Source organism: Pseudomonas sp. R151218B TE3479 (genome assembly GCF_053629195.1).
This window is the reverse complement of sequence record NZ_JBRJHV010000001.1, coordinates 4,206,259-4,219,027: the sequence shown is the minus strand read 5'-3', so window position 1 is coordinate 4,219,027 and position 12,769 is coordinate 4,206,259. Positions and strand designations below refer to the sequence as shown.

Sequence of the window (12,769 nt, the reverse complement as noted above, 5' to 3'; positions counted from 1 at the left end):
CTCAGTCCTCGATCAACGAACGGGCGAACACATTGCTCGCAGGCTGCATCAAGTATTGCAACAGCGTCCGCGCGCCCGTATTGACCAGCACTTCGACCGGCATTCCCGGCACCAGGGTAAGGTTGCCCAACGCCTGGCGCCCTTTGTCCGTCAGGGCTACGCGTGCCAGGTAATAAGCCGTGCCTGTGTCCTTGTTGATCAGACGGTCGGCGGAGATCTGCACCAGCCGCCCCTCGATGACAGGCGTGGTGCTGCTCTTGAATGCGCTGAAGCGAATGTCCGCCAACTTGCCCAACGCGATGCGGTCGATGTCCATCGGCGAAACTTGCGCCTCGACGATCAATTCCTCGTTGGCCGGGACGATGTCCAGCAGCGCAGTGCCCGGGCTGACCACGGCACCGAGGGTGTGGACGGTCATGCCCATGACCATTCCGGACTCGGGCGCGAGGATATCGGTACGTTGATCGCGGTCCTGCAAGGTGGCCAGTCGTTCGCGCAACTCATACACCTTGGTCCGCGCATCGCCCAGCAGGCCGGCGACTTCGCTGGCGAAGGCCTTTTTCAATTGCAGGATCTTCAACTTCGCCTCGTCGACATGAACCCGCGCTTGCGCGATCTCGGACTGGCTTTCGGCTATTTCGGTTTGCAGGCGAGCGAGGCTGCGCTCCTGCTCGCGCAAACGCTGTTTGTCTACGTAGCCTTCGGCAAGCAGTGCCCGCAGATCGACTATTTCGTCTTGATAGGAGGCCGCCAGCATCTGTTTGCTGGCGATGATGGCCTTGAATCCGCGAATTTGTTCCTCGATTTGTCCGATGGTCTTCTCTTGCAAACCGATTTCACCCAGCAACGAGGTCCGTCGAGTCTGGAAAATTCGTGCTTCACTGTCCCGGGCCTCTTGTACTCGCGGGTCAGCGGGGTCCAGGGTCGGCACCGCCACAGGCTCGGGCAGTGCGTCACGCTCTGCCTCCAACCGGGCCTGCAACTGGAGCGCGGCGATCAGCTGGCTGCGCGTCGTTTCCATTTCCGAACGCGCCTGGGTGTTGTCGAGCACCAACAACACATCGCCGGTTTTCACCAGGTCCCCGTCGTGGACGCGCAGTTCGCGCACGATGCCACCTTCCAGGTGCTGCACCGTCTTGCGGTAACTTTTGACCGTGACCACGCCCGGCGCGAGGGCAGAGCTGTCGAGGGGGGCCAATGCCGCCCAGCCACCGAACAGACCAAAGGTGACCAGCAGCATGAGGTAGCCGACGCGGCGGATCGGCCTGTCATCGACGGGCAACGCGGAGGATGAGTGCTGACTGTTTTGCATGAAATGGCTCATCCGTTTCCTACGGTTGAATCGCGGCAGCCTGGCGGGCCGCGGGTGTTACGTCTCGCAGGCGCGCCAGGACCTGGTCCCGTGGCCCGAACAGACTCAGTTCGCCATGATTGAGCACCAGCAGCTTGTCCACCTGCGCCAGCACGCCGGATCGATGGGTAATGACAAATACCGTGGCCCTGCTCTGCCTGAGCTTTTGCAGCGCCTCGGCGAGCATTTTTTCTCCGGCATCGTCCAGGTTGGAGTTGGGTTCATCGAGCACCACCAGGCGCGGCTCACCGTACAAAGCGCGGGCCAGGCCGATACGTTGTCGCTGGCCGCCGGACAACCCACCGCCATTGGCACCTATCAGGGTGTCGTAGCCATCGGACAGTTGCAGAATCAACTCATGCACGCCCGCCATGCGCGCGGCGGCGACCACGGCAGGTGCGTTCACCGGGCCGAAGCGGGAAATGTTCTGGCTGATCGTCCCTTCGAAGAGTTCGATGTCCTGGGGCAGATAACCGATGTACTGGCCCAACTCCTCCCGACGCCATTGGCTGATGTCCGCACCGTCCAGGCGCACGGTGCCGACCAGGCTTGGCCAGACGCCCAACAACGCCCTGGCCAGGGTCGACTTCCCGGCACCGCTGGGTCCAATGATGCCCACGACCTCGCCCGCGGCCACCTGGAAACTCACACCACGGATAATCGGTTTGCGAGCGTCCGGCGATCCCGCCGAAAGACCCTCGACGCGAATCGCCCCGTCGGGTGCCGGCAACGGCATACGTTCAGGCTCGGCGGCAATCTTGAGCAGCAATTCGTGCAGTCGGGCATATTGCGAGCGGGCGCCCAGGAAGCCTTTCCAGACGCCGATCAACTGATCGATGGGCGCCAACGCACGCCCTAGCAAAATCGAGCCGGCAATCATCAGCCCGGACGAAATCTCGTGATTGATCGTCAAATAGGCGCCCAGGCCCAGCACCAGCGACTGAACGATCTGCCGGAACGTCCTGGACACCGACGTCATGGTCGCGGCACGGTCGCTGGCCAGGCTTTGCAGGGCGAGAATCTTATGGGTTCGCCCGCTCCAGTGCTCGCGCAAGCTGGCAAGCATGCCCATGGATTCCACCACTTCGGCATTGCGCAAGCTTTTGTTGGTGAACGCAGTGGCCGCCATTTGTTCACGGTTGGCAGCCTGCAGCGGCGAGTGGGTGAGCTTTTCGTTGGCAAAGGCCAGCGCGCCCAGCAACACGGCACTCACGATCCCCATCCAGCCGTACCAGGAGTGAAACATGAACATGACAGCCAGGTAGATCGGGATCCACGGCGCATCGAAAAATGCAAACAGGCCGTTGCCCGTCAGGAACTGGCGCAAACCGTTCAGGTCGCTCAAGGGCTGGGCCGTGGCATTCATGCCACTGGTATTGAGCGCCTGCTTGAAACTGGCGTCGAACAGACGCTGGCTCAGCAGCGTGTCCAGTCGAGTACTGATCCGCACCATGATTCGCGAACGGACCCACTCCAAACCACCCATCGTGATCATCAACAGCAACATGATCAGCGTCAGCATCAACAGCGTCGACAGGCTGGCGCTGCCTACCGCGCGGTCATACACCTGCAGCATGTAGAACGAAGGAACCAGCATCAGCAAGTTGACAAAGAAACTGAAAAAACCAACGGAAAGAAAACTGCCTTTGCAGACGGCAAGGGCGCCTTCCAGTTCGGTCCTGACGTGGGCTGACATGGTTCATCACCTGAGGTCCGATTCTGGTCAAACCTGAAAAATCACAAGGGCACAGGCGCGCGAACGCCTGGAATATCTTTCGGCGAGACACCCCTGGAGCGCCCGCACAATCGGATCTACCGCGCTGTATCGGCACACCTGTGCGGTTCTTAAGGAAAAATTGAAATTGATGTGACAGGTGATACGCCACGCAGGATGGCCCTGCGCGGCGGGCGACACAAGATCAAATACTCAAGTCTCAGCCTCCCAACGACGAAACAGCACGCTGGCATTGACTCCACCGAACCCGAACCCATTGGAGAGCGCATGGGTAATCGGCATCTTCCTGGCCTTCAAGCCAACCAGATCAAGCCCAGCGGCAGCCTCGTCAGGATGAATCAGGTTCAGGGTCGGCGGCACGATCTGGTCACGCAGCGCCAATACCGTGAAAACCGCTTCAATGCCCCCGGCCGCGCCCAGCAGGTGGCCGGTAGCCGATTTAGTCGAGGTAATCGCCACCCCGGAGTGCGTGCCGAACACTGAACGAATCGCCGCCAGTTCCCCACTGTCGCCGACCTGGGTAGACGTCGCGTGGGCATTGATATGCTGCACGTCGGCTGGGCTGACAGCGGCCTGGCGCAACGCCTGTTCCATTGCGCGGCGGGCGCCGTTGCCATCTTCCGGGCCGGCCGTCAGGTGGTAGGCATCGGCGCTGGTGCCATAACCGACCAGTTCGGCCAGGGGCTTGGCCCCACGCGCCAAGGCGTGTTCCAGCGACTCGATGACCAGCAACCCCGCGCCTTCGGCCATGACAAAGCCGTCGCGATCACGGTCGAAGGGGCGCGAAGCTTCCTGCGGGCGGGCGGCAAAACCGGTGGAGAGCGCCCTGGCCGCCGCGAAACAACCCAGGGTCACGCGATCGATCGCCGCCTCGGTACCGCCGCAAACGGCAATGTCCGCCTCCCCGCTCCTGATCAGCCGGGCCGCATCGCCGATGGCCTGGACGCCGGCCGCACAGGCGGTTACCGGTGCACCGAGGGGGCCTTTGAGGCCATGCCGGATGGACACGTGGCCGGCCGCCATGTTGGCGAGAAACGCCGGTGCAGAGAACGGTGACAGCCGACGCGGCCCCCGCGAGTCGGTGGTGCGTATGGCATCGGCAATGGCGCCAAACCCACCCACGCCCGATGAAATGATCGTCGCGGTCCGCTCCTGGTCGGCGGCTTCAGTCGGATGCCAGCCCGCCTGCTCCAGGGCCTCATGGGCGGCCACCAGCGCAAACTCGATGAAGCGATCCATTTTCTTGCGATCCTTGGGCGCGATAAAGCGTTCCGGGTCATAACCGGCAACGGAATCCTCTTCCAGAGAGGGCACCTGGCCGCCAACCCCGACGCCGGTACCCTCAGTGAACGCCTCGGGCAGGCTACGGATGCCGGAACGCCCAGCCAGCAGCCGCTGCCAGACGTGCTCCACGCCACAACCCAGCGGACCGACGATGCCGACGCCCGTGACTACAATGCGTGTTTGACCTGCTGCAATACTCATGGAAACCTCTTCAGTTCTGTAGGCGCTCACTGGAGCGGTATGCGATTAATCGCTTATGCCAGGGTTGCTGTTTCAGTTTGAACGGTATTGACCGGACGGATCTTGAACCAGATGGCATACATCGCCGGCAGGAACACCAGCGTTATGATGGTGCCGACGAAAGTGCCGCCAATCAGGGTGTAGGCCAGCGTTCCCCAGAAAACGGAATGGGTCAGCGGGATGAATGCCAGGATCGCCGCCAGCGCCGTCAGCAGCACCGGACGAGCCCGCTGCACCGTGGCTTCGATGACCGCGTGGAACGGGTCCAGCCCCTCCTTTGCGTTCTGATGGATCTGCCCGATCAGGATCAGCGTGTTGCGCATCAGGATGCCCGACAGCGCAATCAGCCCCACCAGGGCGTTGATGCCAAATGGCTGGTGGAAAATCAGCAGCGTCGGCACCACGCCGATCAACCCCAGCGGCGCAGTGAAGAACACCATGATCATGGCCGAGATCGAGCGCACCTGGACGATGATGATCAGCAGCGTCAGGGCAATCATGATCGGCACCAGCGGCACGATGGCCTGGCCGGCTTTGCCGGACTCCTCGATAGCCCCTGCCTGCTCGATCCGGTAGCCGCCGGGCAGCGTGTCGATGATCGGCTGCAGTTGCTTGATGATCGCACTCGACACATCCGGCGGTTGCAGGCCTTCGGCAATGTCGCCGCGCACGATAATGGTCGGGGTCCGGTCACGGCGGCGCAGGATCGGATCCTCCATGCGCACGTCCACTTCGCCAACCTGGGACAACGGAATACGCTGCCCCGCCGCGCCCACCAGGGTAAAACCCTCGATCCGGGCCGGATCGAGGCGGATATCCCCGGCGGCGCGTCCCATCACCTGCACCGAACGAATGTCCTCGCGAACCGCCGTGATCGGCACCCCGGCCAGCAGGAATTGCAGTTGCTCGGCGACGGCACTGGACGTCAGTCCAACCGCCTGCAAGCGATCCTGATCCAGATTGAAATGCAACGTCGGCGTCAGTGGGCCCCAGTCGGTGTTGACGGTCCTCATCATCGGGTTGGCTTGCATGATGTCTTGGACGCGGCTTGCGATCTCCCGCAGTTTCGACGGGTCAGGTCCCATCACCCGGTAGGCCACAGGAAAGGGTGAGTACGGACCAAAGACAATTTGCGTCGCCCTGACCCGTGCCTCCGGGGCCAGTCCTTCAGCAACCGCTTCGCGCAGGCGGAACTTGAGGGCTTCCCGTGCTTCCTGGTTGTCTGTCAGCACCACGATCTTGGCGAAAGATGGATCCGGCAGTTCCGGCGCGATCGCCAGGAAAAAGCGCGGTGCGCCCTGCCCGATATAAGCCGTGACGATTTTGGCTTGCGCCTGTTTCTGCAGCCACGCCTCAACCTTGGCGGTGGCGGCGCTGGTCTGCTCGATGGAGGTGCCATAGGGCATTTGTACTTCGATCATGACCTCGGGACGGTCCGAGGTCGGGAAGAACTGCTTCTTGACCTGGCCCATGCCCAGGATGGCGACCACAAACAGTGTGATGACGGTGCCGGCCACCAGCCATTTGCGGGCGATCACCCGCGTCAGGATTCGCCGGAAGCGGTTGTAGCGTGGGGTGTCATAGATGGCCGCCTGCCCGCCTTCGACCTTCTTGATGTCCGGCAACATCTTCACCCCCAGGTAGGGGGTGAACGCTACCGCGACCACCCAGGAGGCGATCAGGGCAATGCCGACGATCCAGAACATGTTGCTGGTGTATTCGCCAGCGGTGGACTGGGCGAAGCCGTTGGGCATGAAGCCGATCGCCGTCACCAGCGTACCGGACAGCATCGGGGCGGCCGTGTGGCTCCAGGCGTACGCGGAGGCCTTGATCCGGTCGTAGCCCTCCTCCATTTTCACCACCATCATTTCGATCGCGATGATGGCGTCGTCCACCAGCAGCCCGAGGGCCAGAATCAGCGAGCCCAGAGTGATCCGGTCGAAGTTCTTGCCGGTGGCCGCCATCACCACAAACACGATGGCCAGGGTCAAGGGTACTGCCGCCGCGACCACGATCCCGACGTGCCAGCCCATACTGATGAAGCAGACGACCATCACCACCAGCAAGGCCACGAAGAACTTGACCATGAATTCGTCGACCGCCGAGCTGATGTTCACCGCCTGATCGGTCACCTTGGTCAGCGTCATGCCCAGCGGCATGCCTTCATTGATCTTGCTTGTCTCGGCGTCGAGCGCCTTGCCCAGGTCGAGGCCGTTCCAGCCCTCGCGCATGATCACGCCCAGCAACAACGCCTCTTCGCCGTTGTTACGCACCAGGAAGGTGGCCGGGTCTTCATAGCCACGCTCAACCGTCGCTACGTCCGAGAGCTTCAACGTACGCCCCTGGATGGCCAACGGCGTGTCGCGGATTTTCTCCAAGGTATCGAAGGCGCCCTCCACCCGCAGGAAAACCTGCGGCCCCTTGGTTTCGATGGAGCCAGCGGGCGTCAGTACGTTCTGGCTGTTCAGTGCGGCGAAGATGTCCTGGGGAGAAACACCCAAGGTCGCCAGTCGGTCATGGGAGAAGGAAATGAAAATGCGCTCGGCCTGTTCGCCGATGATGTTGACCTTCTTCACTCCCGCCACATGCAACAGGCGCTGGCGCAGAACCTCGGCATCACGCACCAGCAGGCGCTGCGGCTCGCCCTTGGCCTTGAGGGCGAAAAGCGCGAACGTCACATCCGAGTACTCGTCGTTGACCAGTGGCCCGATCACCCCCGCTGGCAGCTTGGTGGCTTCGTCGTCGAGCTTCTTGCGCGCCTGGTAGAACTCCTCCTGCACCTGCGAGGGTGGCGTGCGGTCCAGCAGCGAAACCATGGTGAAAGCCAGACCGGGACGAGTGTAGGTTTCCGAGCGGTCGTACCATTTCAGTTCTTGCAGGCGTTTTTCCAGCGGCTCGGCGACCTGGTCCTGCATCTCCTGCGCCGTCGCCCCCGGCCATGCAGTAATGACGGTCAGTTGCTTGACCGTGAACGGCGGATCCTCCGCGCGGCCAAGCTTGAAGAACGCGAGGGTCCCGGCGACAGCGATCAGGAAAATCAGAAATACCGTGATGGCGCGCTCGCGCACGGCGAGCGCCGAAAGATTGAAGCTCATTGGCGGCTCTCCGCGACGTTCGCATCGCCCTGTGCAAGCAGCCGGACGGGCTCGCCTTCACGCAGCAGATGTGCGCCCAGGCCGACAATGCGCTCACCGACGTTGAGACGGCCTGCAACGCGCGCCGCGTCGTCGCTCAAGCCCAAGACCTGGACGGGACGCCAAGTCACTTTTGCCGGCTCGCCGTCGATGACCCACACGCCAGTGCCGTTGCCGGGGTCGTACAGCGCCGCAATCGGCACTTGCAGCACCTGCCCCTGGGCCACGCCCTCGGCGATACGCAGTGTGACGGTCGAGCCCAGCGGTGCATTAGCCAGGGCGCCCTCCAGGACATAGCGCGCTTCAAAGGTACGGGTCACCCGGTCAGCCGAATCGGAAAGCAGCCTGAGCCTGGCGGCGACCGCCCCGCTGGTGTTGCCATACAGTGTCGCCTGGGCGCTGGACCCGACGGCCGGCCGCAAGGTCTCGGGCAGTTGCACAACGGCTTCGCGCTGCCCGGCTCGAGCCAGTCGGACCACCGGTTGCCCCGGACTGACGACCTGCCCCGGCTCGGCGAGCGTTTCCATCACCACACCATCGGCGTCGGCGAGGAGCACCGCATAGCCGGACGCGTTGCGGGCCACGTCGGCTTGCGCCTCGGCGGCACTGAGCTGCGCCTTCGCGGTATCGGCGGCGGCTTTGATCTGGTCATAGCCCGACGCCGAAATCGCCCCGGCGGCCACCAGCTCGCGATAGCGAGCTTCATCGTCAGCGGTCTGCTTGGCCCGGGCGCGGGCGGCCGTGACAGCCTCTTGCTGGGCTCGCGCCTGCAAGCCCAGGTCGATGGGGTCCAGGCGCATCAGCGGCTGGCCCTTCTTGACGGTCTGACCGGCGTCCACCAAGCGCTCCAGGACCTTGCCTGATACACGGAAGCCCAGGTCGCTCTGAACGCGGGCCGCCACCACGCCGGTGAAAGAGCGAGCGCCGACGGAGGAACCCTGCACTTGCGCAACCCTCACCAGAGGAGCAAGCGTGCGCGGATCGGTGGCAGTGGATGAGTCGCCACACGCCGTGAGGACAAGAGGCAACAAGCAAGCGGCAAGGGTGACAGGTCGGAGCCGGAGCATAGGTTCCCTTTACTGAACGGAGGATTGGGAACTCATTCTTGCGCTCGTGACCAATACTGTCAATGGTCACATATCACCCGATAGTTTATGCAAGCTGATTTTTTACAGATACCCAGTAAATACTGCGCTTTCAATTCCGAAGGCCACTTCCAGCACTAATTGACAGGGTGTGACCATCATATAATATGGTCACAAATGTCGATCCCAAGGAAACGTCAATGCCCCCCCTGCGCCCCCTTGCTTTTTTAGTAAGCGCCAGCTTGATAACCGGCTGCGCGGTCGGTCCGGACTATCGGCGCCCCGATGCTGCGCTTTCGGATCGTTTTCTGGGCCAGTCTTCTGTCGAACAAAGGACCGGCACAACGCGGACCAGTCTCACAGTCTGGTGGGAGGGTTTTGGCGACCCGGTGCTGACCGATTTCATCACCAAGGCGCTGGAGCAGAACCTCGACCTTGCCCAGGCGACAGCGCGCGTTGCCCAGGCACGGGCAGGTCTTGGCGCCGCCAACGCCGCCTTGCTGCCGTCGGGAAATATCAGCGGCCAGGCCGCACGGGCCTATCAATCCGTCGAGACGCCGCTGGGCCAAGTGCTCGATTCAACCCCCGGTTATGATCGATATGGAAATAGCTATTCAATGGACCTGGGCGCGAGCTGGGAGCTGGATGTGTTTGGTGGCCTGCGACGCGGACGCGAAGCTGCATTGGCCGAGTACCAGGCCTCCGAGGCCGGGGCCGCAGCCACGCGGTTGACCGTCGCCGCGCAGACCGCTGACATCTACATCACCCTGCGCGGCTTGCAAGCGCGGCTGGATATTGCGAACCACCAGGTCAAGACTCAGCAGGACCTGCTGGAAAAAGTCCAGTTGCTCTACAGCAAAGGGCTCGCCGCCAGCTATCAGGTCCGCCAGACCGAGGGCGCGCTTGCCCAGGTCCAGGCAACGGTACCGGTCCTGCAAACCGGGCTGGATGCCGCCATGAATGCACTGGATGTCATGCTCGGCACGCCGCCAGGTACCCACCGCCCGCAGCTGACCGAGACGGGTAGCATCCCCCTGCCCCCACAAATCAGCGAGATGGGTACGCCGGCTGATTTGCTGCGCCGCCGGCCGGACCTCATTGTCGCCGAGCGCCGTCTCGCCGCCTCCAATGCCCGCATCGGTGAAGCCGTCGCCGAGTACTATCCAAAATTTTCCCTCAGCGCGTTGCTCGGCAGCGCCACTACGGCCTCTGCCGGGCACCTTTTCTCCGGCGGCGCCAGCCAGGCGTCGGGGGCACTGGGACTGCGCTGGAGGCTGTTCGATTTTGGCCGGATCAACGCCCAGATCGACCAGGCCAAGGGACAGGAGGCCGAGGCGCTGGCCGCTTACCGCCAGTCCGCGCTGCGCGCCACCGAGGATGTCGAGAATGCCTTCTCCGCCTTGGTCAACCGAGAAGCGCAGGCCACGACGCTCAGCGCAGGCGAAGCATCATTGAGCGAGGCCCGTCGATCATCCTTTATTGCCTATCAGAAAGGCACGGCCAGCCTGATCGATGTCCTCAACGCCGACGAAACGCTGCTCCAGGCATCCGATGCCCGGGCACAAGCACGGACGGAATCGGCACGGGCGGCGGTCGCGGCATTCAGGGCGCTCGGTGGCGGCTGGCAAGCGCCGCAGCCACCCCAGCCCATCGCGAGCCGATGATCTGTCATGAACACCAGGCTGTCATCGCGAGCAAGCTCGCTCCCACAGGGTTAACGCTCATTTCCTGTGGGAGCGAGCTTGCTCGCGATCAGGCAAACACAGCTTTTTCAATCTTCCACCGGAGTCCAGCCACATGAAAACCAATGAGAATTCCTGGGTGCTCATCACGGGCGCTTCAAGCGGCTTTGGCGAGGAGTTCGCCCGGCAATACGCAGCGCAGGGAAACTCCCTCGTTCTGGTAGCCCGCAGGCTGGAGAAACTAGAAGCGCTGTCAAAAGAACTGCGTGAGCGTTTTGGCATCGAGGTGATCAACGAACAAGTCGACCTGTCTTCGATTCCGGCAGTCATCGCGCTGCACAAGCGGCTGGTTCAACAAGGTATTGCGGTTGATGTGCTCATCAACAACGCCGGCCATGGATTGCAGGGCCCGTTCCTGGGCCACGCCATTGACCAATCCCTGGCAATGATCAATCTGGACATCGCCAGCCTGACCACCATGACTCGCCTCTTTGCCCAGGACATGCGCATCCGCCGCCGCGGCCACATTTTGCAGGTCGCCAGCTTGCTTTCCTATCAAGGCGTGAAAAATTTCGCGGTCTATTCAGCGGCCAAGGCCTACGTGCTGCGCTTCTCCGAGGCACTGCATCAGGAACTCAAGGGCGACGGTGTCGTCGTGACCGCACTGTGCCCAGGCATGTCGGATACCGGGTTTGCACAGAGTGCCAACCAGACCCTCACGCCAGCGCTGAAAATGGTGATGATGCAACCCGAGCCAGTGGTTCGCGCAGGCATCCGCGCCCTGCAAGCCGGGCGCATGAGTGTGGTACCCGGCTTCGGCAACAAGGCGCTCACAGTATTGACCTGGGCCACGCCACGCCGATTTCACCAGCGTCTCATGGCGAATGTCATGGGGGCATGAATGCGCTGCGGCGAAGGACCGGGAGCCGCAATGGCTCCCGGCACACGCCCTATTGCGTTAGAAACGATAGCTGACTGAAGTACCAAAACCGCTGGCACTGTTCCGGTATTTGGAACTGTATGCGCCACGGGTCGACGAGGTTTCATTGATGCGCACGCTTTCTTCCTGCAAGTAGGAGTAAGCCACGTCGAGCGTCACCTCTTCCACTGGCGTCCAGCCGGCACCGAAGCTGAGCACCGTGCGGTCGCCGGTTGGTATCCGAGGCCCACGATTGGTGTTGTTGGCGGGCGACTGGTCGACCGACAAGCCCGCGCGCAGGACCCATTGATCGTTGAGCTTATACGCGGCACCGATGGCATGGGCCCAGGTGTCATGCCAATTCTGTTCTTCGCTGACGGTGCTCAACGCGCCGCTCAGCAGCGCAGGCAGGCCGGAGTTCTCGATGGTCAATTCTTTGAAGCGGCTCCAGCGCGTCCAGGTACTTCCCAAGTACATCGTCCAGTCGTCATTGAGCTGATGCGTGACTGAGATGTCCACGGACTCCGGAGTATCCACATCCAGCGACGCGTCATAGCTGCGGCCGCTTACCCCCAACACGCTGAAAATACCGCCGGTGAGCTTGGACTTGGCGTCCAGGTGGTAACTGACCTTGGAGTGGTAAGTCAGCCCCAGGCGAGTCCGGTCCGTCGCCTGCACCAGGATGCCGGCGTTGAAGCCGAGCGCCGTATCGTCGCCATTGCTCTTGAGCTTGCCGTCGTTACTGCCGGGGCTGAGGGGATTGGGCACCATCCCGGAGATCTCACCACTGATCCGGTTGATGGTCGGACCAAACCCGATCGATACCTTGTCGTTGAAGGCATAGCTGACGGTAGGCTGGAAGGTCAGCGTCGTCACTTCGCTTTTGTTGCCGTAATAACGCCCGGCAAAGTCGCTGCCATAATCGGTGATCAAACCAAACGGCACATAAAAACCAACGCCGACAGCCCAATGCTCATCCACCGGCTTGACGTAGTAACCCATCGGCACCGTGGTGGTCGGTACCATGTCACCATCCTCTCGGCCACCGAAAGTGCTGCGGGTCTGACTGATATCGCTTTGGGTAAGCAGTGTCGCAGCGCCCAGGCTGACCTGCTCTTTCTTCAGGCGAGACATGCCCGCCGGGTTGCCGAAGACAGTACTGGCATCTTCAGCGGAAGAGGACCGCCCGGCAAAACCCGAGCCCATCCCACTGATGCTTTGTTCGTTCAGCGCAAAGCCGCTGGCAAACACTTGGGATGTTGCAAACGCAACGGCGAGACTCATGGGGGTCTTGAGCAAGATTCTTTTCATTATTAGGACTCTAGGAACAACTGCTGGG

The 12,769-nt window shown here is 62.1% G+C and carries 8 protein-coding genes; 2 read left to right on the top strand and 6 right to left on the bottom strand.

The features are described 5' to 3' along the window. Position 1 precedes the first annotated feature (1 nt). The 5 genes from AB7M32_RS18090 to AB7M32_RS18070 all read right to left on the bottom strand — a co-directional run bounded on the left by AB7M32_RS18090 (position 2) and on the right by AB7M32_RS18070 (position 8,811). Positions 2-1,312 carry an HlyD family type I secretion periplasmic adaptor subunit gene (locus AB7M32_RS18090; RefSeq protein ID WP_454250808.1) on the bottom strand — a complete coding sequence of 437 codons (1,311 nt, stop codon included), beginning with the start codon at positions 1,310-1,312 and terminating at the stop codon, positions 2-4. A 19-nt stretch (positions 1,313-1,331) separates the two neighbouring features. Next, positions 1,332-3,047 carry a type I secretion system permease/ATPase gene (locus AB7M32_RS18085; RefSeq protein WP_454250807.1) on the bottom strand — a complete coding sequence of 572 codons (1,716 nt, stop codon included), beginning with the start codon at positions 3,045-3,047 and terminating at the stop codon, positions 1,332-1,334. Between the two features lie 231 nt (positions 3,048-3,278). Then, positions 3,279-4,571 (bottom strand): beta-ketoacyl-ACP synthase II, encoded by a 1,293-nt coding sequence (gene fabF, locus AB7M32_RS18080; RefSeq protein ID WP_454250806.1) that lies wholly within the window; start codon positions 4,569-4,571, stop codon positions 3,279-3,281. A 53-nt stretch (positions 4,572-4,624) separates the two neighbouring features. Continuing rightward, complete coding sequence (locus tag AB7M32_RS18075) at positions 4,625-7,705, bottom strand: efflux RND transporter permease subunit (RefSeq protein ID WP_454250805.1); 3,081 nt, start codon at positions 7,703-7,705, stop codon at positions 4,625-4,627. Continuing rightward, positions 7,702-8,811, bottom strand: coding sequence for an efflux RND transporter periplasmic adaptor subunit (locus AB7M32_RS18070; RefSeq protein ID WP_454250804.1), 1,110 nt, complete (start codon positions 8,809-8,811; stop codon positions 7,702-7,704). Before AB7M32_RS18070 ends, AB7M32_RS18075 begins: the two co-directional genes overlap by 4 nt. 218 nt (positions 8,812-9,029) lie before the next feature. Here AB7M32_RS18070 and AB7M32_RS18065 point away from each other — a divergent pair, with 218 nt between their 5' ends. After that, positions 9,030-10,493, top strand: coding sequence for an efflux transporter outer membrane subunit (locus AB7M32_RS18065; RefSeq protein ID WP_454250803.1), 1,464 nt, complete (start codon positions 9,030-9,032; stop codon positions 10,491-10,493). Positions 10,494-10,626: 133 nt separating this feature from the next. Beyond that, positions 10,627-11,412 (top strand): SDR family NAD(P)-dependent oxidoreductase, encoded by a 786-nt coding sequence (locus tag AB7M32_RS18060; RefSeq protein WP_454250802.1) that lies wholly within the window; start codon positions 10,627-10,629, stop codon positions 11,410-11,412. 57 nt (positions 11,413-11,469) lie between these two features. On the opposite strand, the gene AB7M32_RS18055 is transcribed toward AB7M32_RS18060, so the two are convergent. Next, positions 11,470-12,741 carry an OmpP1/FadL family transporter gene (locus AB7M32_RS18055; protein WP_454250801.1) on the bottom strand — a complete coding sequence of 424 codons (1,272 nt, stop codon included), beginning with the start codon at positions 12,739-12,741 and terminating at the stop codon, positions 11,470-11,472. Between the last annotated feature and the right edge of the window lie 28 nt (positions 12,742-12,769).